The organism is Spirulina sp. LEGE 11439 (assembly GCF_059821285.1).
The window spans coordinates 71,411-96,484 of the sequence record NZ_JCAMRX010000018.1; the positions used below are offsets into that span (position 1 = coordinate 71,411).

Consider the following 25,074-nt stretch of genomic DNA (forward strand, 5'->3'; position numbering starts at 1 on the left):
TTTTATCCCTTTTGTGCTAGGTGTCGCTCGATCAGCAGAATTGCGACAATATCATCGACAGGACGAGGAGGCAGGCGCATCCCTTGAGGGAGCAAGCGAGCCAAGCCTTGAGGAGGATACATTTGCCAATAGCGATCGCGAGCCTCCAAAGAACTATTGCGTTCGTCTACCATCTCAATCGGGAAATCTGCACCCAATTCCGCCTTTAATTGCTTGTACCACCCTCGGGCAGTCGTGAGATTTCCCATGACAATTTGTTGTAGGGAATATTGTCGAGTGAATTCGCGAACGACAGCGATCGCATCACAAGATTCAACCACGCGATGGGCGTAAATTTGGCCCGTTGCATCCATCACAGCAATGCCGCATTTATCTCGTCCGGGATCGAATCCTAAAATCATGAAGCAGACTCAGAAGCAGTAGTAAAAATCACCTTATCATCACTTAAGGCAATCAACCTCATTTTGAGCGGTCCAGCAGTATAAGTCTCTTCGATCGCGATCGCCTGAATTTGCTCGATCGGCTGTGGAGATTGACTCAGGATATCGATAAACTCTGTAAAAGTGGCAATTCTTCCCTCCTCAATTTGAATTGACCCCAAAATCCCCACCTGACGAGCGCGAATTTGCGTAGCTGACAGGAGTAAATTTAAGTGTTCCTTGATTCCATCTCGCGTGTTGGTTTTCAGTTCCACAGATACCGTCGCAATCGTTTCCCCTTCAGTAAAGATTCGTTCGTTAAAGGCAACATCTGCAAAAACCCGAACCCGTTGTTCTTCCTGTTCTACATAATTTTCTGCGGAGAGAATGCGAACAACATATTCTTGACCATCCTGAATTCGCGCTAAAAGCTGTTCGACTTGTGCCTGAGTAATAAAAACTATCCGCTCGTTAATATTATCAACTTGAGGTCGAGTGGCTTCGAGGGCGCGACGATTGGCATTTTGTAACAGGAGATTCACGGCACCCGGAGCCCCTGCGGGATCGATCACGCGAAACACCGCAGAACTCAATACTTCCCCTTTTACTAAAGCCACATTCCCTTGGCGTAAATTCCGGCGATCGCGTTCGAGATCGGAAACTTCTTCTTGTAGGAAAGAAAGCTGACGATCCAAGCGTCCCAAGGTTTCTTCTTGATCTTGGAGGGCGAGATCTCGATTAGCAATGGTCGTATCGAGGGATTGAATTTTACTATCTCGCTTGCCAATTTCCGCTTGCAAGAGATTGCGTTGGTCTTCCAGACTGGCGAGACGACTGGTGCGATCGCGTAGAATACGGTCTTGTTCGGCAATTTTCCCATCGCGATCGCGAATCGTGCGATCGCGCTGTCGGACTTGTTCTTGTAGCTTGGGAATTTGCGCCACTAACCGCTCCCGTTGTTCTCGTAGCTGTTTGACCTCACCCCCTAATTTTTGTGCCTGTTTCGTCGTTTCCTGATAGCGTTGGCGGACATCTTTCAAACCTCTTTCGACTCGCTCTCTATCTTCGCTCACTTCCTCTAAAGTCTGAGAAACCCGCTCTCGTTCGTCCAATGCTTGCGTTAATTCTTCCCGTGCTTGATTGAGCTTGCCATAAATCTCATCTAAACGAAAAACCCCTTCTCTTAAAGACTCGCTTAACGTAAAAAGAATGCCGAGAGTTGAAGCCGCGATCGTCGTCCCCGTCAAAATTGTCATCACAACTGCTGTTTTTCGAGGACGCAGCCCAAACAAACGCAAACGAGCTTTACCCACCTTTGAACCAATGCGATCGCCCAAGACGGCAAGCAAGCCGCCTAAAACCAATACAGCTAAGATAAGGACGTAAGCACTGGTCATAATTTTGTTGTTTGTTGTTTGTTATTGTCGTTCATTGTCTTTAACTAACAACCAATAACTAATAACCAATAACTAATTAGGTAAACTGCTGGCTGAGGGCGACGGGGTTGTGAACGGTAATCTTTTTCTTGTGGATGGAAATCATTTCTTCTTGGCGTAAATCCCCCAGCAGTCGCGTCACCGTGACCCGAGTCGAGCCGATCGCCTCTGCGATCGCTTGATGGGACAATTTAAGATCGACCCGAATGCCATCGGTGGTGGGTACGCCAAAATCACGACAGAGAATCAATAAAAAACTGACCAATCTCGATCCCATATCTCGGTGTGCCAAAGTTTCGATCATCATTTCCGTTTGCAAAATCCGTGAGGAGAGTCCCTGTAACATCAGCATTGCTAACTCTGGATTAGCAGTGAGGGCTTTTTTTACCTGTTCGATGGGAGCGGATAATAACTCAACGGGGGTAAAAGCAACGGCATGATAGAAGCGATCGGATCGCTGTCCTACAATCAGGGAAAGTACGCCAAAAACGCTATTTTCCCGTAGGAGTGCCACCGTAATTTCCTCTCCTGCTTCATAGACTCGGGACAATTTAACCGCCCCTTTAAGCAGAAAATAAACGCGCTCGGCGGGGTCTCCAGGAAAAAAGATGGTTTTACCTCGCTCGCAGCTTTCCACAATCGGCGGAAACGAACCACCTCCCACTTGACGGAATACGGATGCTAGAGATTGAGTTTGAGTTGGGGAAAATTCCATTGCAAACGTTCGAGATAAAAAGTTCTTGCTGAAAGTAGCTTGGATTTCGGATTATCGATAACTTTAACCTATCTGTGTCGATCGCTGGTAATCAGGAATAAGTAAATTTTCCCGAGGGACTGGTGACTGGTGACTGGTGACTGGTGACTGGTGACTGGTAACTGTTCCCCCTTCCCTGTACTCTGGAATATTGGGTCAATTGATTTGAGAGAAATTTTAGCGATCGCAATGTTATTAGATTTAACGGGAAAAAAAGCACTGGTTACAGGGATTGCCAACAATCGCTCTATCGCTTGGGGCATTGCCCAACAACTGCACGCAGCCGGAGCCGAATTGGGCGTGACTTTCTTGCCAGATGAAAAAGGACGCTTTGAAAAAAAAGTTAGAGATTTGGTTGCACCCCTCAACCCGACAGTGTTTGTCCCCTGCAATGTCCAAGATGACGAACAGATCGAGTCGGTTTTTCAGACCGTTGCCGAAAAGTGGGGAAATCTCGATATTTTAATCCACTGTTTGGCCTTTGCGAATAAAGAAGACTTGACGGGAGAATTTAGCGCCACATCCAGAGGGGGATTTTCCACGGCACTAGAAATTAGCAGCTACTCCTTGAATGCGCTGGCGAAAGGCGCTAAACCGTTAATGGTAGAGAATGGTGGCGCGATCGTCACCCTGACCTATTTGGGGGGAGTCAAGGTCATTCCTAACTACAATGTTATGGGAGTCGCCAAAGCCGCTTTAGAGATGAGCGTGCGCTATTTAGCAGCCGAGTTGGGGCCGCATAATATTCGCGTCAATGCCATTTCCGCCGGACCGATCCGCACTCTGGCTTCTTCGGCCGTGGGAGGAATTCTCGATATGATTCGCCATGTGGAAGAAATAGCACCCCTACGACGGACGGTCACGCAGCAGGAAGTGGGCAATACAGCAACATTTCTATGCAGCGATCTCGCCAGTGGAATGACCGGGCAAGTGCTTTATGTTGATTCTGGCTATGAAATCATGGGAATGTGATAACAAATCGCAATTCGCTTTCGAGATGGGCTTCTAACTTTAAAAATTAGAGCCGCTTACAAGTTGCAATTGCGAAATTCTAACCTGTTGTGATGGGGAATTGGTTATGGGGAACTGGGAAGAACAAAAAGAGCGTATTGCATCGGTACATCGGACAACGAAGGAAACGGATGTGCGGGTGAGTTTAAATTTGGATGGGACGGGGAAATGTACGGCAAAAACGGGTATTCCCTTTCTCGACCACATGATCCAGCAAATTTCTTCCCACGGATTGCTGGATCTGGAGGTGGAAGCGACGGGAGATATTGAAATTGACGACCATCATACTAACGAGGATGTGGGAATTACTTTAGGGATGGCTTTAGCGCAGGCATTGGGCGATCGCAAGGGAATTCACCGTTTTGGGCATTTTCTCGCCCCTCTCGATGAGGCATTGGTACAAGTCACTCTCGATTTTTCCGGGCGACCTCATTTGAGTTATGGCTTAGAAATTCCCACCCAGCGTGTAGGAACTTACGATACGCAGTTAGTGCGGGAATTTTTTGTAGCCGTAGTCAATCATTCCCAAATGACGTTACACATTCGCCAATTAGACGGAATTAATTCCCATCATATTATCGAAGCTACCTTTAAGGCCTTTGCCCGGGGAATGCGAATGGCTATTGCGATCGATCCCCGTCGGGCGATGCAAATTCCCAGTTCCAAAGGAGTCTTGTAGAATAATGGGGAATAGGGATGACTATTATGATTTCCCAAGGCTATAAAGCTCAAGCGATTGATACTCAAATCGAAGCAGAGTTGGTTCAGTTTGAACTCTGGCGACAGATGACGCAGGCGCAAAAATATACCCTTTTGAAACGGGGATTAACGCGATCGCATGAATTGATTTTAGCGAGTATTTCGCAACAATTTCCAAATATTATCCGCGATCGCGCTTCAATTAGAAGTGAAGCGGTATGAGAGCAATTTTATATTAGCGAAGTGGCAGTTAATGAGGCAATAGAAGCCAAGATATCTTCTTTTAATGTTATTCATTATTATCCCAATGTAAAGATTAATATTTTAGTCGTCATATCTTAGTAATTATACTGATGAATATTCTCGAATCTGTTGAAGTGAAAATTATGCCGAGAAAATAACGATCGCATAACACAAAAACAAATTTACTAACTTATTTTTATAAACCCAGTAAAAATTTTGAATAAATTTAATTTTTGAGGATGCCCTTTCCAGAAACAGCGAATAAAATGGAGTACGCTGAAAAAACTTTGCCAATGCGATCGCACGAGGAGAAATCAAGACAAGAATGAACGCACCCAAAAAAATCGCACCAGAGAATATTGTTTCCTTTAATCCCAATAACGAACTAAAATTTCAACAACAAATCAGTTTCAAACTCCGACACTGGATTATTTTCGGCTATTCCATTCCCATTATCCTGTCGATCGTATCGGGGGTTGCGGTTTTATGGAATGTTCAGATTCTCGATCGCAAATCAAAAGATTTTATCGAAAAAATAGATGTAAATATAAAAATTGGCGATCTGGCCTCTTACACCCAAACCCTATCTCGAGCAACACGCGGATATTTATTGCAAAAAAGTTCGGTATCCTTGCAATCTTATCGAGAAGCGAAACAAGCCTCCGAGAACTTATCCCTTGAATTGAATAATCTCATAGAAGACGAACAGCAAAAAGAAACTTTTGCAAAAATTATACAAGCGATCGATCGCTTGCAAGCAACAAACGAAGATCTTGTCGATCTCGTCGATCGCGGACAAACCGAACAAGCGATTTTACAGTGGCAAACCAACCGAGGTAGAAAACAAGCTGAAGAACTGGTTACTTTATTCGAGATATTTAGAGATCGAGAGATTGAGATTGTGCGGCAAACCCAAAATCACGAAAAAGTGGCATTGAATAATTTGGGTCTTCTGGTTTTAATCTCGGTATCGCTTTCTATCATCCTCACTTTTATATTAGGATGTTGGATTATTAACAAAGCGACGCACAATATGAACCACACCATTAGCACTTTAGTTCTATCTTCCAGTCAAATTGCGGCGACAATTGACGAGCAAGAGCGCACCGCCAGCCAACAAGCTGCCTCAGTCAATCAAACAACGACCACAATGGACGAACTGGGGGCTTCTTCCCGTCAGTCTGCCGAACAAGCCGAAGCCGCTGCCAATGCTGCCCAACAAGCCCTTAGTTTAGCCGATGGCGGCACTCGTGCGGTAGGACAATCTTTAGAAGGAATGAACGCATTAAAAAACAAAGTGGGAGCGATCGCCGAACAAATCTTACTTTTGAGCGAACAAACGACAGAAATCGGCAGTATCTCCCAACTGGTTTCGGATCTGGCCAATCAAACGAATATGCTGGCCCTGAATGCTGCCGTAGAAGCCGTGCGAGCAGGAGAACACGGTAAAGGCTTTTCTGTGGTTGCCACGGAAATTCGTAAACTTGCCGATCGCAGCAAACAATCAGCCCAAAAAATTAACGATTTAGTCAGCGATATTCAACACGCCATTAATTCAACAGTGATGGTGACGGATGAAGGGACGAAAACAGTTGATAGTAATGTCAAAATCGCTCGAGAAACGGCGGATACTTTTTCCGGTGTTGCCAATGCCGTAAATAATGTGGTTTTAAACAATCAACAAATTTCCCTCAATATCAAACAACAAGCTGCCGCCATTCAGCAAGTAGTACATGCTATGAATGCAATTAATCAGGGTGCTCGAGAAAGTGCGAGCGGGATCGGTCAAACGAAATTGGGAACTCAGAAACTCAACGAAGCTACACAATTTTTAAAAGAAATGATTTGATTAGAGTCCTAAATTATCGTTAAGGAGTTAGCCGTGATTAGAAAACCATGAAAAAAATGCGAATTATTCATCAACTCTATCTACTCATTGTTTTTCTGTGTCTTTTTGCTCTTTTTAATCTGGCAGCAATTTATAGCGCGATCGATCGAACGACAGCCGATGGGAGAATTATTAATTTTGTTGGTATTGTCCGAGGAAAAAGCCAAAGAATTGTTAAACTAGAATTGGTTCAATCAAGTGCAGACCAACAAATTAGCGAAGTCGAACAAATTCTTTTCGGCTTGGTTAACGGCTCAAAAACATTAAAACTTCCACCTCCTAACAATCCGGATTTTCAGGCTAAAATGATGGTAATGGAACAGGAGTGGAAGAAACTATCCGCACAAATCCAACGCTTTCGAGAACAGTTAATCCAACCCGATCTCGTACTTGAAGAGAGCGAGAGATTTTGGGACTTGGCCAATGGTGCAGTTTTTTCAGCAGAACTATTAACCCAGAACAATATAAACTTTTCTAAAAGTGTGGCCATTTTTGTTTTTATAGCGAACTGCGTCTTCTTAATCTTAATTGGACTAACGATTCGTAAAATCGTTCTCAAATTACACTATAGCGTTCGCATTCTTGCTTCCTCCTCTAGTCAAATTGCAGCGACGATTGACGAACAAGAGCGCACCGCCAGCCAACAAGCCGCCTCAGTCAATCAAACGACGACTACAATGGACGAACTGGGGGCTTCTTCCCGTCAGTCTGCCGAACAAGCCGAAGCTGCCGCCAATACTGCCCAACAAGTCCTTAGTTTAGCCGATGGTGGCACTCGTGCGGTGGGACAATCTTTAGAAGGAATGAACGCATTAAAGAATAAAGTCGGGGCGATCGCCGAACAAATCTTACTTTTGAGCGAACAAACGACAGAAATCGGCAGTATCTCCCAACTGGTTTCGGATCTGGCCAATCAAACGAATATGCTGGCCCTGAATGCTGCCGTAGAAGCCGTGCGAGCAGGAGAACACGGTAAAGGCTTTTCTGTGGTTGCCACGGAAATTCGTAAACTTGCCGATCGCAGCAAACAATCAGCCCAAAAAATTAACGATTTAGTCAGCGATATTCAACACGCCATTAATTCAACAGTGATGGTGACGGATGAAGGGACGAAAACAGTTGATAGTAATGTCAAAATCGCTCGAGAAACGGCGGATACTTTTTCCGGTGTTGCCAATGCCGTAAATAATGTGGTTTTAAACAATCAACAAATTTCCCTCAATATCAAACAACAAGCTGCCGCCATTCAGCAAGTAGTACATGCTATGAATGCAATTAATCAGGGTGCTCGAGAAAGTGCGAGCGGGATCGGTCAAACGAAATTGGGAACTCAGAAACTCAACGAAGCGACGCAATTTTTAAAAGAAATGATTTGATTGGCATAACCAACAACCAACAACAAATAACCAATAACCAATGATGTTTATTGAAGACGACGAACTGCGAAATTTATATAAAACTGCCAGCGAGGAACATTTGCAAAAACTCGAGGCGGGTTTGCTTCTCCTCGAACAACACCCCGAGGATATCGCTCCTTTAGAAGAATTGCTGCGAGAGGCACACAGCCTCAAAGGAGATTCGCGAATGCTCGGGGTGAAGGATGTAGAAAGCCTGATTCATCAAATCGAACATCTCCTCGGACAAATTCAACAGGGACAACAGCATCTCACTCCCGCACTCTGCGATCGCCTTTATCAGGGGTTAGATGCGATCGCCAATCTCGTCCGCGAAGCTGTTACAGGCAATCCCAGTGGCATTAAAACACTTCAAGTCTTAGCAATGCTGATGGGAGCAGAAGAACAGTCACCAGTCACCAGTCACCAGTCACCAGTAGGGACGTTGCATGCAACGTCCCTACACCAGTCACCAGTCACCAGTCACCAGTCACCAGTTAGGGAAACGGAAGAAGCTGAGGAAACTGGCGAAGAAGAGAAGGCAGAATCATCTTTTCTGCCCCATGCTGCTGAAAATGTGACATCTCATACTCCTTACCGTATTGATACTATTCGCGTGGCGACTCGTCATCTTGATGACCTCGTGACGCAAACTGGAGAGCTTAGCGTTACGCGCATCAGAATTGCTTGTATTGCCAACGAGATCGAGGCATTGCGATCGCTTTGGGAAGAATGGCAAAAACAAGCCTCTCTCGCATCCAAGCAAGATTTGGCGATCGCAAAAACTGCCCCTCGCTCTTACATCAAAACCGATGACAAAGCCCAAAATCTCACAGAACAGATTGAAACGCGCCTCCACCACCTCACTTCTGCCACCCGAGAGCATTCATCTCGCCTCGACCTCATTGCGACTAACTTAGAAGATCGCGTTCGTACTTTGCGCTTATTGCCTCTCTCTAATCTTTTTAATTTCTTTCCTCGCATGGTGCGAGATTTAGCGCGATCGCAAGGAAAAGCGATCGATTTGATTGTTGAAGGTGGAGAAACCCACGCCGATAAACGCATTCTCGAAGAGATGAAAGATCCGCTCATTCATCTCCTTCGCAATGCGATCGATCACGGCATTGAATCCCCTACAGAACGGGAAAAAATAGGAAAATCTCCGACAGCAACTCTCTGGCTGAAAAGCGCTCAAACTGCCAGCCAGATCGCGATCGAAATTGCTGACGACGGGCGGGGACTCGATGCTGAAAAAATTAAGCGCACCGCCATCGCCCGAGGACTTTATCGCGAAGAAGAATTAGCCAACTGGACGCGATCGCAACTCTACAATCTCATTTTTCTTCCCGGATTTTCCACCCGCACCGACGTGACAGAAGTATCGGGACGCGGCGTAGGTTTGGATATCGTCCGAACCAATATCGAGCAACTGAAAGGCAGGATTGAAGTAGAATCCACCCCCGGACAGGGGACTCGCTTCCGTCTGCTCTTGGGGACGACTTTAGCCACGGCTAGCGTCCTCTTAGTGAAAGTTTGCGGGATCGTTCATGCCATTCCCCTTGAAGCCGTACAAACCACCTTTTTTGTTGCCTCCCAAGACATTTTTACCCTCGAAGGACGAGAAACCATTGCTTTAGAGGGGCAGGCGGTTTCCGTCGTCCATCTAGCCGCCTTACTCGAATTGGCAGGAGACTCGTCTTCCCTCGACAATTCCGCAGGAATGCCCTGTATTTTGCTGGAAATGGGAGAAGAGCGCTTGGGACTTTTAGTTAACGAACTTTTAGATACTCAAGAAGTTGTCCTCAAACCCCAAAGCCAACTTTTAAAACGAGTGCGAAATGTTTCTGGGGCGACAATTTTGGGAACAGGAGACGTGTGTACAATCCTCAATCCCTCGGATTTATTGCGATCGGTTCAACAAGGTCGCCTTTCTCGCGCGACTTCTCAAACGGCGATCGCCACTGTACAAAAAAAGCCCGCTATCCTCCTTGCGGAAGATTCTATCACCATTCGCACCCAAGAAAAGCGCATTCTCGAGGCGGCAGGATATGATGTGACTACCGCCGTCGATGGGCTGGATGGATTTAATAAATTACGAAACGGTCGTTTTGATGCTGTCATCTCCGACGTGCAAATGCCCAATCTCGACGGTTTGCAATTGGCTGCCCGCATCCGTCAAAATCCTGAATATAATGAATTGCCCATTATTTTAGTCACCTCTCTGGCTTCCGATGAAGACAAAAGAAGAGGGGTTGAAGCGGGAGCCAATGCGTATATTACAAAAGGAGCCTTCGATCGCGAAGTCCTCCTCAATACTTTAAAAAGATTGGTTTAAGAAAACCGTTGAAAATCAAAGTCCTCATTGTTGAAGATTCTCCCATTGCCCTCGCCATTCTCAAACGCATTCTCAACACTTCTAACGATATCGAGGTAGTAGGGACGGCAACGACGGGGATAGAAGCATTACCTCTAATTACCCAAACTCAACCGGATGTCATCTGTACGGATTTACATATGCCCAAGATGAATGGTTTGGAGTTAACTAAGGAGATATTGGCGACAGATCCTCGTCCTATTTTAGCGGTGAGTGCTTCCGTGGGAGATGACGATCGCCATAACGTTTTTGAGTTGTTGGAAGCGGGTGCATTGGATGTTTTTCCCAAACCTCCTGCGGCTGGAATTGAGGACTATGAAGCCATCAAACAAGCCCTCATTACTAAAATTCGCATCCTTTCCGGAGTCAAAGTTTTTCGCAAAACTCCAAAACAAACTTCTCCTCTCTCTCCCACTTCTCCCACTTCTACGATCGCTTCTTCCGCTTCTCCTCTCTCTCCCTCCTCTCCTACTTCTACGATCGCTTCTCCAACCAAACTTATCGCGATCGGTGCATCAACTGGCGGACCTCAAGCATTAAAAATGATTTTTTCCGCGTTTCCTGCTGCGTTTCCCGTACCGATCGTTTGCGTACAGCACATTACACGGGGTTTCTTGCCGGGCTTGTTGGAATGGTTGAATAGTCATTGTCAATTAACCGCACGGGTTGCCAATGTGGGGGAAGTCCCTCGCGGGGGAACGATTTATTTTCCTCCCGAAGGATTGCATTTGGAATTGGACGGGAAGGGACGATTTCATTATTCTTCACGATCGCGGGGCAGCCATCGCCCGTCAATTGATGTTTTGTTTGAGTCCGCAGTTCGATATTATCGCGGTGCAGTTTTAGGGGTGTTACTGACGGGAATGGGACGGGATGGAGCAAAAGGAATGCAGGCGATCGCCTCGGCGGGAGGTCATACGATCGCACAAAATGAAGCCAGTTGTATTATCTTTGGTATGCCTAAAGAAGCGATCGCCCTCGGAGCCGCCAAACAGGTTTTAGAGTTGGAAGCGATCGCCCCCGCAATTTTAAATCGCGTTCGCTCAAAACCGAGAACTCCTGAATTTTTGTAACTTTTTATAGCAAAATGTACGCTTTTTTTTGCGGCTGGACGAAAATAGAAGTAGGGGCGGAAGAGGGAGGAAAATTAAGATGAACGCTCCATTTTCAAAAACGTTATTAGCTTATTTTCGCAAGAGGTCTCATTGCGATCGCGGTTTTACATTAATTGAAGTTTTGGTTGTTGTTATTATTATTGGGATTTTAGCTTCTATTTCTTATCCTTCCATGCTCGGACAAGTTAATAAAGCCAAACAAGCCGAAGCCAGAATGAATATTGGTGCGATCGTGCGGGGTCAACAAATTTATTATCTTGAAGAAGGAAATTTTGCCACCGAACTTCCGGCTTTAGCAATGGGAATTCAAATTGAAACAAAACGCTATCGTTATGCGATCGCGACCCAAAATAACGGACAAAGTATCGTGAATGGAGCTCTTCCCAAAGAATCGGCTTTACGTGCGTATTTAGGATTGGTGGGGATCGGTTTTTCCGGGCAAAACCAAGGTGAAATGATTATTCTCAGTGCAATTTGTGAATCCAATCGTTCGATGCAGCCAACAAACGACGATTTGAAAAGTTGGGCTCCTGGTGAAGATGAAGCCGATATTGCCTGCGATCGCCCCGACTTAAATAATTCTCAAGGTGGATTTCATTACCTAAGATAACAAAGCTAACAATAAAATTACGATCGAATAGGGACATTACGAGAAACGTCCCTATTGTGAATTGATATTACCAGCCTTTGTCAGCTTGAGCTAAAACATAGGTTGCCACATCTTCAATTTGCTCTGCCGTCAGGCGACCTCGAAACGGAGGCATAGGGCCATTTCCATTGGTGACTTGCGTTTTAATTGCTTCCAAGCTATATTTGCCATATTTTTCTAAATCATTCTTACTCAGGGTTTTGGTAGGAATAATGACATTTTTACCACCCAAATGGCAAGCATTGCAATTGGCGCTAAAAATCGCGGCTCCCTTAGCGGCATCTCCCGCAAAAGCAGGTTTTGCAACAAAGAACGCAGTTGCGACCAAAACTAAACACAATAACGTTGATAGAAATTTTTTCACGGTGAGTCTCCTCTTTATTTTCATGCAGTAAGCTGCCTTAAGATCGTTGGAAATCTTAAGTGCCTTGTCAAAAGACAGCCTGTCAAACTTCAGGATTTTTCGCAAGAGCGTTTAAGATAATGAATGTGAATCTTAGATAGTTGCATCTGCATCGTTATGGAATCAATCCCCGATCGCCCCGGGATAGAGAAAGAACCGGAAAATCAAAACAGCGATGCTCACCGCGATCGCCCTCCCGTCGTGCAGGTTTGGGAACTCAAGAAAGCGTATCGGACGGGCTTTTGGTTCGATCTCGTTATCGAATCCCTAAAAAGTATCAGCCTCACGGTGTATGAAGGCGAAACCTTTGGCTTGCTGGGTCTTAACGGTGCGGGCAAAACCACCTTCCTGAAAATTTTACTAGGACTGGTGCGCCGAACCTCTGGACGGGCGACACTTTTGGGCAATCCCATCGGCGATCGCGCCACGCGGCAGCGCATTGGCTATTTACCGGAAAATCCCTATTTTTATGACTATCTCACAGCTTGGGAATTCCTACAGCATGCGGCGGCTTTATTTGGCATTTCCCAGCAAGTCCAGAAACAGCGCATTCCCGAGTTATTGGATTGGGTGGAATTAGATACTTATACGGCGAAAAAGAAGCCCATGCGCCAGTATTCTAAGGGAATGCTGCAACGGGTGGGCATGGCTCAGGCTTTAATTAATAATCCCGATATTCTCTTTCTTGACGAACCCATGTCCGGTCTCGATCCCATCGGGCGCTATCGCGTGCGCGAGATTATTTTGTCCTTAAAAAGTCACGGCAAAACGATCTTTTTCAATTCCCACATTTTGGCAGATGTCGAGCAAATTTGCGATCGCATTGCCATTTTAGAGCACGGAGAATTACTCTGCACTGGTACTCTTAATGAACTCTTAGGCACCGGCGATCGCTATCGCGTCCAAGGTAAAGGCGGTACGGCAAAAGACTTAGAAACTCATTTAAAAGATATGGAGTTTGGGCAATCGGGCTGGCAAGGGGAACTCGTTGGGAATCCCCAAGAATTTCTCAGCCACTTAAAAGCGATCGATGCCCATTTGATCGGCATGAATTTAACCCGTCCCTCTTTAGAAGAGTTTTTCTTACAGACTTTGAGAAAACAGTCACCAGTCACCAGTTACCAGTCACCAGTCACCAGTCACCAGTCACCAGTCACCAGTCACCAGTCACCAGAATGAAATTGTTAGAAGTTGGCAAAATTGTTGCCCCACAGGGTTTGAAAGGGGAATTGCGGGTTTATCCCGACTCGGATTTTCCCGAAAGATTTGTGCAACCCGGGCCGCGATGGCTACAACTCCCCCAGACCTCTCATCCCCAACAAGTTGAATTATTATCTGGGCGATCGCTCCCCGGGAAAAAACTCTATGTCATCAAATTAGCGGGGATTGAGGATATCAATCAAGCCGAGAGCCTGCGCGGGGCAAAATTTCTCGTCGATCCCAGCGATCGCCCGGCTTTGGCCGCCGATGAATATCACGTCGCCGATCTGTTGGGGTTAGAAGTCATTGTCCAGTCTACCGGGGAAGCGATCGGGACAGTAACAGATATTTATACGGCAGGCAACGACTTGTTAGAAGTGACCTTAAATCATGCCAATTTCGCAACTCTATCTGACTTGACAGAAAAATCTGTCAAAAGGAAGAAGACACCATCGTCAACTGTGTTAATTCCTTTTGTCCCTGCAATAGTCCCCGTCGTGGATATCTCCGCAAGACGCGTGGAAATCCTCCCCCCTCCCGGACTATTAGAAGTTAACTTCGCGAATTAATTGCGAACTGTTAAGATGATAAGAAAGACAACGTTATTTTGAATTTTAAATTTTGCATTGCTTATGCCCTCTGCTGTTGCCGTTGCCAAGAAAAAGTTAAAAAATCCTCCCCTCGATATTCACCATCTCGGCGATCGCGTTTTGCGTCAACCCGCCAAACGCATTGCCAAGGTAGATGAAAGCGTGCGCCAATTGGCTCGGGAAATGTTACAAACCATGTATAGTTCTGATGGTATTGGCTTGGCTGCTCCTCAAGTCGCCATTAACAAGCAACTGATTGTTATTGACTGCGAACCCGACAACCCCGACAACGAACCCTTAATTTTAATTAACCCTAAAATTATTGCTGCCAGTCAAGAATTATGCGGTGCTGAGGAAGGTTGCTTGAGCATTCCGGGGGTCTATTTAGATGTGACGCGCCCCAAGGCGATCGAAGTGACCTATAAAGATGAAAATGGCAGACCCCAGAAAATCAAAGCTGATGGACTCTTAGCCCGGGTCATTCAACACGAGATGGATCACTTAACGGGAGTTCTCTTTGTCGATCGCGTCGAAAATAATTTAGTCTTGGCAGAGGAACTGAAAAAGCATAATTTTTCAGTCAATGCCGTTAAACCCGTTACTTAAATCCAAGAAAAATATTATGGGAATGACACCAAAAAGCGGAATTTTGTTGGCTGCTTGCTGTATTTGCGCGATCGCGGGGGTGGGTTCGATTTTTGAACTTTCTTACGGACACCCCACCTATGGAACCACAATAACCGCAATTATCCTCGCCGTCAGCATTCCTCTGACGGGCTTGCTTTTTTGGGCAGCCGTCCGCGATACAAAAGCCAACCAATCTCGCTAGTTTTTATCGAGAAAACCACGTAAATTATTCTTTCGGGCGCAAAATTTTGTGTCCTTTTTTATGCTTCTCAAATCTCTCGCAATAGCCAACGATCGCTTAACCTAAATCGCACACAGAATCAAGCAAGGGAAACTCTTCTAGTTATAAAAATTTATAAATTTGCAACTAAAAATAACAATTGTCATGCCAAAATGACTTCTTGTAATAGTCCGGACAAAATTAGGTAAAAATAAAAATATAGAGATATCCATCATTAACAAATTCTCATTAAATTCTCCTAAAAATAAACTTTAGGATTTAGAATCACAAATAATTGATCATGGCAGACCGTTTTCTCGATATTCTTAACCAAGCGATCGATCGCTCTCCTCCGATTGTTTCCGCAGATACTGTATTGGCTCAAGCGATCGAACCGTGGCTGCATCCCGAGGAAACGACTCTGACCCGAGATTATCTGTTTGTGACCGAATCCGATGCCCATCGATCGCCACTGTTGGGATTGTTGACGGAACGAGAAGCGATCGCTTTTATGGTCGGTCATCGAGATTGGCACGCAAGACCCATTCAAGAGGCCGTGAGAAAAGCGATCGCGTATCAAACCTCGGACATTGTGGATTTACCCCAACTCCTCTCCCTTTTTCGTCAGCATCATTTCCCTGCAATCCCCCTAATCGATGCAGGAGGCGCGATCGTTGGTGCGATTGCGCGTCAGAGGATTTGGCAATTCATAGAAACCAATCTCCTCGATAGCGACCATTGCGCCTCTACGGAAATGCAATTACGGCAAACTGAAGCAGCGCTCAAAGCCAGTGAAATTCGCTATTGGGACATTCTCGAAGCGCAAACCGAATTGATCTGCCGTTTTTTGCCAGACAGTACCCTCACTTTTGTTAACGAGGCCTATTGTCGCTATTTTCAGCGCTCTAAGCCAGAACTCATCGGTAAATCTTTTCTCGCTTTGATGCCAGAAGTCGGCCGTATTAGAGTGCAAAAAATCCTACAGACATTGACTCCAGAAAATCCCGTTATTACTTCTGAATATCAAGCCTTGCGACCCGATGGGACTATCGCTTGGCAGCAATGGACGGATCGCGCCATCTTCGATCGCGAGGGGAACTTGCTCGAATATCAAGCCGTTGGACGAGATATTAGCGATCGCGTTAAAGCAGAAGAAGCCTTGCGCTTGAGTGAAGAACAACTGCGTCAATTGAACGAAACCCTAGAAGCCAAAGTCCGCGATCGTACCCTTTCCTTACAAAATAGCGAAGCTCGCTTTCGCTCTCTTTTTGAACAAGCTGCTGTTGGAATTACCCTCACAGAACTGACAGGACAATATATTACTGCCAATGAAAAGTTTTGCGATTTACTCGGCTATTCTGTTGCGGAAATGTTGCAGTTAACATCGAAGCAAATCACCCATCCTGAAGATTGGCTGCGACAGCGAGAAACTTATCATCAAATGCTGGCAGGAGAAATTCAGAATTATTCCCTCGAACAACGCTACCTGCGGCAAGATGGGCAAGAGATTTGGTTAAATGTAACCTATTCTGTGGTTGCCGATCGCGTTGGTATTCCTCAATATGCTCTGAGTATTGTCGAAGATATTCGCGATCGCAAGGAAGCATGGCAGGTATTAGAAGAAAATCGCCGCCGTCAAGACCTGCACAATCGCATTTTGAACTCTATTAATACCGGAATGACGGTAACGCAGACTCTTGAATACGCGATCGCCCAAATTGGCAAGGCTTTTCCGCATCTGCGCGTTCTCTATGCTCCTCTCAATAAAGAGGGATACTGTCCGGTTTTACATCAATCCGTGCCACCCCATCTCACTCCTATTCAACAATTAGCGATCGACCCTTATCGCTCCCAATTGGCAGCCAAACAGAGCGTTGTTGTTGCTGATGTGACCCAAGAAGAATGCTTGCAGGAATTGCGCGATCGTTTTCTCGCCAAGAATACGCGAGCCTTACTCTACGTCCCTTTGCAATATTCGGAACGGGCAATCGGACTGATCGGTTTGCATTCTTTTGAACCTCATGATTGGACCCAGTCAGAGATTGCGACCTTAACAGAGGTGGGAGAGTATTTAACTGTTGCTATTCAAGAAGGGAACGCTCGGGCAGAACTCAAACAACAAAAAGAATTTTTACAGGCGATTTTTGATAGCATTCCCGTGATGCTGATATTATTCGATCGCCACGGTCGGCAGCAATGGGTAAACCGAGCATGGGAAAACACTACAGGTTGGTCGTTGGCAGAATGCAGCGATCGCGACATCTTGGCAGAATGCTACCAGAATCCGGAAATTTATCGGCAATTTCGTGAATGTCTTCGCTCGGTAAATCCCCAATGGCAAGACTTTAAAATGCAAGTGAGGAATGGGAGTGAGATCGATACCTCATGGGCTGTTGTGGGTCTTTCCAATGGAACGGCGATCGCGATCGGGCAGGATATTAGCGATCGCAAGCAGGCAGAAATGCAATTGCAAAAGATTCGAGAACGCTTTGAATATTTGCTGGTCTCGAGTCCGGCAGTCATTTATAGTTGTCGTGCCGATGACGAGCGCTTCCCCACAACATTTGTCAGTGAAAATATTGAGGAAGTATTGGGCTATTCTCCTCAAGAATGGTTGCAAAATCCCAGCTTTTGGCACGATCGCCTCCATCCGGAAGATGTGCCGCATATTTTGACCGAACTCCAACAATTGTTTGTCTGCGATCATTGCATTTACGAATATCGCTTTTTACATCAAGATAACCAGTATCGGTGGCTGCGAGATGAAGTCAAGTTAATACGAGATGAAGAAGGAAATCCGATTGAGTGTGTTGGTTCTATTCTCGAAATCGACGATCGCAAGCGAACCGAAGAAGAGTTAAGAAAGAGTGAGGAACGCTATCGGGCGATCGTGCAAGATCAAACAGAATTGATCTGTCGTTATCGCATTGATGGCACGCTGATTTTTGTTAATGATGCCTATTGTCGCTATTTTAATTGCGATCGGCAAAATATCATTAATCGCAAATGGTTGCCGGATGTTCTTCCCGAAGATTTAGAAAAACTAGATCGACAATATGCCCTGTTGCGTCCAGAGAATCCCGTTTATACTTGCGAAATTCGTACCTTGTCGCCAGATGGGACAATGCGAGTTCAACAGTGGGTCGATCGCGGTTTTTTCAATACCCAAGGACAGCTTATCGAAATTCAAGCCGTGGGACGAGATATTAGCGATCTCAAACAAGCTGAAAATGATATTCGCCATGCGTTAGAAAAAGAAAGGGAATTAAGCGAACTCAAGTCGAATTTTATTTCGATTGCCTCTCACGAATTTCGCACGCCTTTAACGGTAATTATGGCTTCGGCGAAACTGCAAAAATATTACAGTCAGAGACTGACAGAAGAACAAAAACAACAACAACTCGATCGCTTATTGCGGGCGAGCGATCGCATTCTTCAACTCCTTAATGATATCTTAATTCTCGGTCGGGCAGAAGCAGGAAAAATTGAATTTTCTCCTGCTTCCTTGAATTTAAAAGTATTTTGTTGGGAATTGCTGGCAGAGATCCAAGCGATCGATGACAATCGACACCAAATTGTTTTTGATGAAGGAGAAGAAACCAATCACAATATTATTGCCGACGAAAATTTATTACGTTATATCTTGACAAATTTGTTATCAAATGCAATAAAATATTCCCCGGAGGATACACCCATCAAGTTGAATATTAGGGTTCGCGATCGCGAGGTTATTTTCCAAGTGGAAGATCGCGGTTTGGGGATTCCTCCAGAAGATATTCCGCATTTATTTGAATCCTTTCATCGTGCCAAAAATGTGGGAGATATTAGCGGTACGGGTTTGGGTTTAACGATTGTGAAAAGAGCCGTAGATATTTATGAAGGCGCGATCGCGATACAAAGTGAAGTGAATGCAGGGACAACATTCACCGTCACTTTACCGTTACCAGAAATTGAAGATTAATTGGCACTCAAGGGTAATACTGACCTTACTTCCTGTTGGCCAAGATCGGGATTGTAACCACGTCCTTCGAGGTGTTTGTGCCAGTTCCATTCTGTTAAGAAAAAGTCTTTGGTACGCTGATATCCTAAACAATACAAGGCGATTTTTTGCTCGTCGCTTAAATTGAATTCTGTCGAACTCGTCCCAACAGAGGCAACATCGATTTCAATAATGCGATCTCGCCACGTTTGTTGGATATCGTACTCGTCTCGGGCGACTCCAGAGGTTTGTAAAATCGCTTTAGCAATATCATAAAGGTTTTCAATGCGATCGGGCTGGGTTTTCTTCTCCAAAATTCGTAACCCAAAAGTTGGCCAGCGCGGGCATTTAGCCTGCGATCGTTGTTGGAGATCGACATCAAAGATCCAGATAGGAAACCGACTGAAAACACCACCATCGACAATGGTACGACCTTGAATTTCTCCCGGTTCAAAAAACAAGGGCAAACTGGCAGATAAACGGACGGCTTCAGCAACAGAAAAATTATCTTGAATGCTGTCTTCGAGATCGTTGGGTAACACTAACATCCGCCCATAACTCAGATCGGAAACGACAACTTTCAACTCGCTTTGAACATTGATGATTTCGATCTTAAATTCAATGAAATGCGAGAAGAGGAGGAACAAAAAATTATCGAATTTTTAAAAATTCAAAATCAAGAACTTACAAACTTAATCGATCGCTTCAATAAGCCTCCTAAGCGAGAAAATTTCCACGACGGAAATAAATAAGCTCGTTTTTAAACTCTTGTGCAATCCTGTCGGGATGTTGAATGGAACATCTCGACAAGAACATCAAAAAACAGGTAATGAGATAAAATTGTTTAAGGCGTGACTCCTTCTAATAAACCCTCGTTTAGCTCGTCTAGCGAGCGGATAATTGCTTCTGTCGTCTCCTCTTGAGGTGCAAACAATTCTTTAAATGCTCGCTCTAAAGTATCAGCCATAACAATTTTATTTTCGTAGATTGCAATCACCCGTGCTAAAGTCGGAACGCTATTTTGTTCGGCTTCTAAATATAAAGGTTCGATATACAATAAAGAATCTTCAATGGGAATAATTAAAAGATTGCCCTGACTGATACGAGATCCCTGGGTATTCCAAAGCGAAATTTGTTGGGAGATGGTGGGATCTTGATTAATAAGTGCTTCAATTTGGCTAATTCCAAACACTAACTTTTGTTTGGGAAACTGATAAAGTAATAATTTACCATAGCGATCGCCGTCAGAACGGGCGGCCAGCCAAGCAATTAAATTGGGACGCGATCGCGGAGAATAGGGATGAAGGAGAATAAATTCTTCATTTTTTTCCTCGGGCAACCGCATAATCAAATGATAGGGTTGCACGGGTAGCAATTCATCTCCATAAATTTCTTGGGGAATTTGCCATTGATCCTCGCGATTATAAAAGACCTTTGGATCTGTCATATGATAAGTTAACAGCCGTTCCGATTGAATGCTAAAAAAATCAGTAGGATAGCGAATGTGTTGGCGTAAATTTTCTGGCATTTCTGCGAGAGGTTGGAAAAAATTAGGAAGAATTTTTTGCCATGTTTGAATAATCGGATCGTCAGGATCGGCAACATAAAAATTAACTGCCCCATTATAAGCATCAACTACAACTTTGACCGGATTGCGAATATAGTTAAATTTTCGTTCTCCGGGGTCGGAATATGGATAGCGATCGCTGGTTGTATAAGCATCAATCATCCAATATAAATAATTGCCCACCCGCCGAGATTCTTCTTCTCCTGTATCGGCGGTGACTAAATAAGGATCGCTATCATAGCGTAAAAAAGGCGCAATTTGACGAATTCTGCGGTTAATATTACGACGAAAGAGAACTTTAGTCTCGTCTGTGAAATTCTGGGTAAATAACATTTGCCAATCTTTGAGATATTCCGCAAAAATCAAACGTCGCCAGAAGAAATTTAAGGGTACTCCGGCAAGACCATCATAAATATTTTGAGCATTCTCTTGACCGCTCGGAAAGTCTAATTCTTGGACTCTGTTATTGGTCATAATATAGGTATCGCTCAACTCGCCAAAGTAAATTCTCGGTTTGCCGATGGGAATGCTGTCACGAATAATATCATTGGCGAAACGGAGCGCCCCACCTTCTTCTTTGGTGGCAATATCTTGGACGAAATAAGCGGGCAAACCACCGCGATCGACCTTGTTCACGGGAGAGAGTGTAAAACCATAGCCGTGAGTATAAACTAAATGTTTGTTGACCCAAGTTTGAGCGATTTCTGGAACTTGATTGTAATCTAATTCTCGAGCGGAAATCAGGACTTGCTGCTTTTGTTTTTCTTGTTTTTGACCGACTTCGTTATGGCGAATTTGCATGGTATAACGATCGATATCGGCATCGTAAAAACTATAATAAAGCCGAATTTCTTGTAATTGACGGTTCGCTTTGAGGAGAGGGCGAGTATCCCACAAACGAATATTTTCAATGGTTAAGCGATTATTTTGTAGCGTTTCTAAATCGAGACTATCTTGAGGGTCGAATGTTCTCGCATCGATGCGATCGAGGGCAAAGGCTGCACGAGTTTCGCTGATATTGCGTTCGAGATAAGGGGTTTCTCGCTCGAGTTCGTTGGGTTGTACGTTGAGGCGTTGAACGAAATTTTCTGCGACTTCCCCAGATAGGAAAATGGCGACATAAAGCGACAATAAAATAATGGTGAGGGGATGGCGAATTCGAGCAAACTGGCGATCGCGTTTGAGATGATAGAAACCTCGATAAAATAACCAGAGTGCAACCGCCCCGGCAATAATACCGGAAAAAATTTCTACGGGGAGTTGAACCCGAAGATCGGTATAACTTGCCCCATAGGTTACGCCACGTGTCGAATAAACTAATTTGAGTCCGGCGAGACAATGATAGAAGACGAGGGCAAACATGACTAATCCGCCCAAGATATCAATGTGACGCAATTGTTCTCGCGAAAAGCCCGAAAATTTCCCGTGAGATAAGCTATTGCCTGACAGACAATAAATGAGGGTGCAAACAGCCCAACTATAAAGAAAAAGACCGCCCAACCAAAAATAAAGCAGTTCCCACAAAGGTAAGCGAAAAAGATAAAAACTAATATCGAGATGATAAAGCGGATCTAAGTGATAAAAGGGAGTTGCGGCGAAAAATTCAAGGATTCTCGTCCAATTTCCCGCGAGAGTTAAACCAAAGAGAAGGCTGAGAAGAATGGCGATCGCCGTGGCAAAAAATGTCCCCTCGAACAAAAATAAGACCACCGAGGCCGCTAAAAGCAGCCATTGCCAATGAATACCCCATCCCTGACCGATACTTTCTCTGAGGATATTGCCAATGGCGGGCAGATCGAAGGGGGTCGGTAAAGGAGGAGTAACTTTGGCTAAAGCAAGGTTGGGCTGCCAGTAGTCGAGAGTAATTCTACCATAGTGAATGACGATTAATCCCGGTACGCTGCCCAAGCTCAGTACGGCTAAAAAGAGCCAGTTTAAAGACAGGGAAAAACGTTCGGAAATGGGTGGAGAAGCTGCCTTAACGATCGCATTTTGGCGACTTTGTAAAATGGATTCTTTTAAGGAAAAGGGAGTGGGAATTGAGGCTATTTCGTGTTGGTGTTGAAGGTTCTGGTGCTGAAGGCGATCGCGACTATCATCAGAAGGGTGTTTGAGAGCATGAGCAAGGCGCAAATTCGCCAATAAAAAAATAGAGGAAAGACAACTGGCGATCGCGCATAAACTCGCTTGAGTTCTAAAGCGAACAAAAAAGGCGGGAAGATAGTTGAGTTCCCTAAACCAAAGCACTTCGACAATGAAATGAGCAATAATATCAAATAACAACCACGCCCCCAAAACACAGAGCGCGATTTTAAAAAGTAATTGAATTTTCTTGCTCATTTTTGGTCACTGCGAGAACGCCATTACTATATATTCTACTCGCAATTCTGCATATCATCTCTGCGAACGAGGGTGCGATCGCTTTGTTAAGATATATTAAGAGAGTCTTGATTTGAGGATTGGTCAAGATGAACGAATGGTCTTCTCTGCCTTCTCACCAAGATATCACCAATTTTTTATCAGGAGAGGGGACATCTTCACAACAAAGTGAATTAGAATGTGTTGCCAATCCGTCAAAATCCTTAATGGAGGTTAATTCGGGGGAACTTTGGCAACAAATGGAGCGAGAGTGGGAAGCGATCGCCTTTGCCTCTACTTCCTCAAATGGAATAGAGATATCGTACTCGCGATCGGACTTCTTGTGGCAACGAGCAGAGAGAGCAATTGATGAATTTGTCTCCCAACCCAATGCGATCGAGACCTTGCATCTCGCGTTTGGGGAAAATTGGAGCGAATCCTTTTGGCACGAAGCGATCGCATCCTTAAAGTCTGATGTTTCCCGTCCCCAAATTGAAATTGTTTCTCGCAGCGAATTGCAGGCCAATGGAGCATATGCAGAAGAAAACAATACGATTTATCTTGCGGGGGAGTTTTTAAGCGAGAATAGCCTCGAAACGGTCAATGGAGTCGTGCAGATGAACTTACACGCTATTGGTAAATTGCGAACTGATGCCAATCTCAAATTTCTCTATGATGGACCCCAGAAACGACGGGGACGACCTCGACGTTATGCTGGCAAGGTCGATTTAACCCAGCCGAGTTCGTTGGAGTTCGTTCAACTTGTCTCTGAGGATGTCCAACTCTACACGGCTGTGGTTTGGTCTGTTTGTTTTCAACGTCCTGTTCGTCTCGCTTAAGCGTTTTGCTTTCAACGAACATCTTTTAGAATTATTTATTCACTTCTTCGACCTTGACCCCACTTTAATTAAATTGCATCCCAACTATCATCAGCTATTGACCTATGGTTCTCTTGCCTCCTAATTTTGTCCGGAGTATTGTTACAAACAACGTGAGAAATTATATCATTACGAGCGTCAAATGGAAACTATTAGATGGATTCTAAGAATTTCACCAAAATTCCCTCTCAAATCTAGTATTAGTCCTGCTAATTTGCAAGTTTTAGAAGCAGATAATAAAATTCAGGAACTATACCCTTCTGTAGAAAGTGCCAATTTTAGTCCCAATGGACAATATATTGTTGCACTTATCGACGATCGCATCATAATCCGAGAGTTATCCGGTCAAAAAATTGCCACTCTTCAGGGACATGATAATATTATTAACAGCGTTTCTCTCAGTCCAGATAGCAAATATCTTGTTACCACTTCCAATGATGGAACGGCTCGTATTTGGAATAAATCGGGTAAACAATTAATAACACTTCAAGGACAAGAGCGTTATGTAAAAGATGCCAATTTTAGTCTGAACAGTCAATATATCCTGACTGCTTCCGGCAATAAAACCGCAACCCTCTGGAATAAATCAGGACAAAAAATTGCAATTTTTGGAGAGCATGAATACAGTTTGCATACCGCTCGTTTCAGTCCGGACGGTCAATATATTCTCACCGCCTCCACCGATGGAACAGCTCGTATTTGGGATATCGAAGGAAATCGAGTGGCAATAATCCAAGGTCATGCCGATACCATTGAAGACGCTAATTTTAGTCCAGATGGTCAATATATTGTTACCGCCTCCACCGATAAAACCGCTCGACTTTGGAATCGAGAAGGCCGACAATTAGCCGTATTAGAAGGACATCAAGAAGGCGTTTATCATGCAATTTTCAGTCCAGACGGTCAACACATTCTTACCAGTTCCAGCGATGCAACCGCTCGACTTTGGACTCTTTCCGGTGAAGAAATCGCCATTTTAGGCGGGCATGAAGGTCATATTACAACCCTAAGTTATAGTCAAGATGGAAAGAAAATTCTCACAGGTTCGATTGATTCCACCGCTCGGATATGGGACTCTTCCGGAAAACCTCTCGCCATCCTTCCGGGACACAAATCGAGCGTTAACAGTGCCAACTTTAGCCCGGATTCCCAACGAGTTGTTACTACATCAAATGATAATCTTGTTAGAATTTGGAACATTTCCCACTTGTAGCGATCGACTGAAAAGCGAAACCAATCAACTCAGCCTGACTCGCAGTTATAGTTACGA

General features: G+C 44.7%; 22 protein-coding genes. 16 read left to right on the plus strand and 6 right to left on the minus strand.

Annotated features, from left to right (window positions below; all coding sequences use genetic code 11):
* Positions 1-2 precede the first annotated feature (2 nt).
* The 3 genes from AC6RV6_RS14120 to ntcA all read right to left on the minus strand — a co-directional run bounded on the left by AC6RV6_RS14120 (position 3) and on the right by ntcA (position 2,570).
* Positions 3-401 carry a pre-16S rRNA-processing nuclease YqgF gene (locus AC6RV6_RS14120; protein WP_500241491.1) on the minus strand — a complete coding sequence of 133 codons (399 nt, stop codon included), beginning with the start codon at positions 399-401 and terminating at the stop codon, positions 3-5.
* Positions 398-1,816, minus strand: a complete 1,419-nt coding sequence (locus tag AC6RV6_RS14125) for a DUF3084 domain-containing protein (protein ID WP_500241492.1) — start codon at positions 1,814-1,816, stop codon at positions 398-400. Before AC6RV6_RS14125 ends, AC6RV6_RS14120 begins: the two co-directional genes overlap by 4 nt.
* A 76-nt stretch (positions 1,817-1,892) precedes the next feature.
* On the minus strand, positions 1,893-2,570 hold the full coding sequence (ntcA, locus tag AC6RV6_RS14130; RefSeq protein ID WP_500241493.1) for a global nitrogen regulator NtcA: 678 nt from the start codon (positions 2,568-2,570) through the stop codon (positions 1,893-1,895).
* A gap of 228 nt (positions 2,571-2,798) precedes the next feature.
* Here ntcA and fabI point away from each other — a divergent pair, with 228 nt between their 5' ends.
* The 8 genes from fabI to AC6RV6_RS14170 all read left to right on the plus strand — a co-directional run bounded on the left by fabI (position 2,799) and on the right by AC6RV6_RS14170 (position 11,943).
* The gene (gene fabI, locus AC6RV6_RS14135) at positions 2,799-3,581 is read left to right on the plus strand and encodes an enoyl-ACP reductase FabI (protein ID WP_500241523.1); all 783 of its coding nucleotides are present in this window, start codon (positions 2,799-2,801) and stop codon (positions 3,579-3,581) included.
* Positions 3,582-3,687: 106 nt separating this feature from the next.
* Complete coding sequence (gene hisB, locus AC6RV6_RS14140; RefSeq protein ID WP_500241494.1) at positions 3,688-4,299, plus strand: imidazoleglycerol-phosphate dehydratase HisB; 612 nt, start codon at positions 3,688-3,690, stop codon at positions 4,297-4,299.
* A gap of 17 nt (positions 4,300-4,316) precedes the next feature.
* Entirely contained in the window at positions 4,317-4,541 is a 225-nt protein-coding gene (locus AC6RV6_RS14145; protein WP_500241495.1) for a hypothetical protein, read from the plus strand.
* 346 nt (positions 4,542-4,887) lie between these two features.
* Positions 4,888-6,411, plus strand: a complete 1,524-nt coding sequence (locus tag AC6RV6_RS14150) for a methyl-accepting chemotaxis protein (protein WP_500241496.1) — start codon at positions 4,888-4,890, stop codon at positions 6,409-6,411.
* A gap of 47 nt (positions 6,412-6,458) precedes the next feature.
* Complete coding sequence (locus AC6RV6_RS14155) at positions 6,459-7,826, plus strand: methyl-accepting chemotaxis protein (RefSeq protein ID WP_500241497.1); 1,368 nt, start codon at positions 6,459-6,461, stop codon at positions 7,824-7,826.
* Between the two features lie 43 nt (positions 7,827-7,869).
* Positions 7,870-10,179 (plus strand): hybrid sensor histidine kinase/response regulator, encoded by a 2,310-nt coding sequence (locus tag AC6RV6_RS14160; RefSeq protein WP_500241524.1) that lies wholly within the window; start codon positions 7,870-7,872, stop codon positions 10,177-10,179.
* A gap of 8 nt (positions 10,180-10,187) precedes the next feature.
* Complete coding sequence (gene cheB / locus AC6RV6_RS14165) at positions 10,188-11,291, plus strand: chemotaxis-specific protein-glutamate methyltransferase CheB (protein ID WP_500241498.1); 1,104 nt, start codon at positions 10,188-10,190, stop codon at positions 11,289-11,291.
* 79 nt (positions 11,292-11,370) lie between these two features.
* Positions 11,371-11,943, plus strand: coding sequence for a type IV pilin-like G/H family protein (locus tag AC6RV6_RS14170; protein WP_500241499.1), 573 nt, complete (start codon positions 11,371-11,373; stop codon positions 11,941-11,943).
* Positions 11,944-12,010: 67 nt separating this feature from the next.
* Here the strand turns inward: AC6RV6_RS14170 and petJ are convergent, their stop codons facing one another.
* Entirely contained in the window at positions 12,011-12,346 is a 336-nt protein-coding gene (gene petJ, locus AC6RV6_RS14175) for a cytochrome c6 PetJ (RefSeq protein WP_500241500.1), read from the minus strand.
* Between the two features lie 156 nt (positions 12,347-12,502).
* Between petJ and AC6RV6_RS14180 the strand changes: the two genes are divergently transcribed.
* The 5 genes from AC6RV6_RS14180 to AC6RV6_RS14200 all read left to right on the plus strand — a co-directional run bounded on the left by AC6RV6_RS14180 (position 12,503) and on the right by AC6RV6_RS14200 (position 18,983).
* Positions 12,503-13,564: an ABC transporter ATP-binding protein gene (locus AC6RV6_RS14180; protein ID WP_500241501.1), complete on the plus strand. Its 1,062-nt coding sequence runs from the start codon at positions 12,503-12,505 to the stop codon at positions 13,562-13,564.
* Positions 13,561-14,154, plus strand: coding sequence for a ribosome maturation factor RimM (rimM, locus tag AC6RV6_RS14185; RefSeq protein WP_500241502.1), 594 nt, complete (start codon positions 13,561-13,563; stop codon positions 14,152-14,154). Before AC6RV6_RS14180 ends, rimM begins: the two co-directional genes overlap by 4 nt.
* A gap of 63 nt (positions 14,155-14,217) precedes the next feature.
* A complete protein-coding gene (gene def, locus AC6RV6_RS14190; RefSeq protein ID WP_500241503.1) occupies positions 14,218-14,781 on the plus strand; it encodes a peptide deformylase in 564 nt (187 codons plus the stop codon).
* A gap of 22 nt (positions 14,782-14,803) precedes the next feature.
* Positions 14,804-15,004, plus strand: a complete 201-nt coding sequence (locus AC6RV6_RS14195) for a hypothetical protein (RefSeq protein ID WP_500241525.1) — start codon at positions 14,804-14,806, stop codon at positions 15,002-15,004.
* 319 nt (positions 15,005-15,323) lie between these two features.
* On the plus strand, positions 15,324-18,983 hold the full coding sequence (locus tag AC6RV6_RS14200; protein ID WP_500241504.1) for a PAS domain S-box protein: 3,660 nt from the start codon (positions 15,324-15,326) through the stop codon (positions 18,981-18,983).
* Here AC6RV6_RS14200 and AC6RV6_RS14205 read toward each other — a convergent pair.
* Positions 18,980-19,585 (minus strand): patatin-like phospholipase family protein, encoded by a 606-nt coding sequence (locus tag AC6RV6_RS14205; RefSeq protein ID WP_500241505.1) that lies wholly within the window; start codon positions 19,583-19,585, stop codon positions 18,980-18,982. The two genes, AC6RV6_RS14200 and AC6RV6_RS14205, sit on opposite strands and share 4 nt — an antisense overlap.
* Before the next feature lie 6 nt (positions 19,586-19,591).
* Between AC6RV6_RS14205 and AC6RV6_RS14210 the strand changes: the two genes are divergently transcribed.
* Entirely contained in the window at positions 19,592-19,753 is a 162-nt protein-coding gene (locus AC6RV6_RS14210) for a hypothetical protein (RefSeq protein ID WP_500241506.1), read from the plus strand.
* Between the two features lie 92 nt (positions 19,754-19,845).
* On the opposite strand, the gene AC6RV6_RS14215 is transcribed toward AC6RV6_RS14210, so the two are convergent.
* Positions 19,846-22,908: a UPF0182 family protein gene (locus AC6RV6_RS14215; RefSeq protein ID WP_500241507.1), complete on the minus strand. Its 3,063-nt coding sequence runs from the start codon at positions 22,906-22,908 to the stop codon at positions 19,846-19,848.
* 128 nt (positions 22,909-23,036) lie between these two features.
* Between AC6RV6_RS14215 and AC6RV6_RS14220 the strand changes: the two genes are divergently transcribed.
* On the plus strand, positions 23,037-23,765 hold the full coding sequence (locus AC6RV6_RS14220; RefSeq protein WP_500241508.1) for a hypothetical protein: 729 nt from the start codon (positions 23,037-23,039) through the stop codon (positions 23,763-23,765).
* 181 nt (positions 23,766-23,946) lie between these two features.
* On the plus strand, positions 23,947-25,017 hold the full coding sequence (locus AC6RV6_RS14225) for a WD40 repeat domain-containing protein (RefSeq protein ID WP_500241509.1): 1,071 nt from the start codon (positions 23,947-23,949) through the stop codon (positions 25,015-25,017).
* Positions 25,018-25,074: the final 57 nt, after the last annotated feature.

Excerpts from the sequence above, each read along its gene's own strand:
- AC6RV6_RS14120 (WP_500241491.1), bottom strand. The coding sequence starts at position 401 with ATGATTTTAGGATTCGATCCCGGACGAGATAAATGCGGCATTGCTGTG.
- AC6RV6_RS14125 (WP_500241492.1), bottom strand. The coding sequence starts at position 1,816 with ATGACCAGTGCTTACGTCCTTATCTTAGCTGTATTGGTTTTAGGCGGC.
- ntcA (WP_500241493.1), bottom strand. The coding sequence starts at position 2,570 with ATGGAATTTTCCCCAACTCAAACTCAATCTCTAGCATCCGTATTCCGT.
- fabI (WP_500241523.1), top strand. The coding sequence starts at position 2,799 with ATGTTATTAGATTTAACGGGAAAAAAAGCACTGGTTACAGGGATTGCC.
- hisB (WP_500241494.1), top strand. The coding sequence starts at position 3,688 with ATGGGGAACTGGGAAGAACAAAAAGAGCGTATTGCATCGGTACATCGG.
- AC6RV6_RS14145 (WP_500241495.1), top strand. The coding sequence starts at position 4,317 with ATGACTATTATGATTTCCCAAGGCTATAAAGCTCAAGCGATTGATACT.
- AC6RV6_RS14150 (WP_500241496.1), top strand. The coding sequence starts at position 4,888 with ATGAACGCACCCAAAAAAATCGCACCAGAGAATATTGTTTCCTTTAAT.
- AC6RV6_RS14155 (WP_500241497.1), top strand. The coding sequence starts at position 6,459 with ATGAAAAAAATGCGAATTATTCATCAACTCTATCTACTCATTGTTTTT.
- AC6RV6_RS14160 (WP_500241524.1), top strand. The coding sequence starts at position 7,870 with ATGTTTATTGAAGACGACGAACTGCGAAATTTATATAAAACTGCCAGC.
- AC6RV6_RS14170 (WP_500241499.1), top strand. The coding sequence starts at position 11,371 with ATGAACGCTCCATTTTCAAAAACGTTATTAGCTTATTTTCGCAAGAGG.
- AC6RV6_RS14180 (WP_500241501.1), top strand. The coding sequence starts at position 12,503 with ATGGAATCAATCCCCGATCGCCCCGGGATAGAGAAAGAACCGGAAAAT.
- rimM (WP_500241502.1), top strand. The coding sequence starts at position 13,561 with ATGAAATTGTTAGAAGTTGGCAAAATTGTTGCCCCACAGGGTTTGAAA.
- def (WP_500241503.1), top strand. The coding sequence starts at position 14,218 with ATGCCCTCTGCTGTTGCCGTTGCCAAGAAAAAGTTAAAAAATCCTCCC.
- AC6RV6_RS14195 (WP_500241525.1), top strand. The coding sequence starts at position 14,804 with ATGACACCAAAAAGCGGAATTTTGTTGGCTGCTTGCTGTATTTGCGCG.
- AC6RV6_RS14200 (WP_500241504.1), top strand. The coding sequence starts at position 15,324 with ATGGCAGACCGTTTTCTCGATATTCTTAACCAAGCGATCGATCGCTCT.
- AC6RV6_RS14215 (WP_500241507.1), bottom strand. The coding sequence starts at position 22,908 with ATGAGCAAGAAAATTCAATTACTTTTTAAAATCGCGCTCTGTGTTTTG.
- AC6RV6_RS14220 (WP_500241508.1), top strand. The coding sequence starts at position 23,037 with ATGAACGAATGGTCTTCTCTGCCTTCTCACCAAGATATCACCAATTTT.
- AC6RV6_RS14225 (WP_500241509.1), top strand. The coding sequence starts at position 23,947 with ATGGAAACTATTAGATGGATTCTAAGAATTTCACCAAAATTCCCTCTC.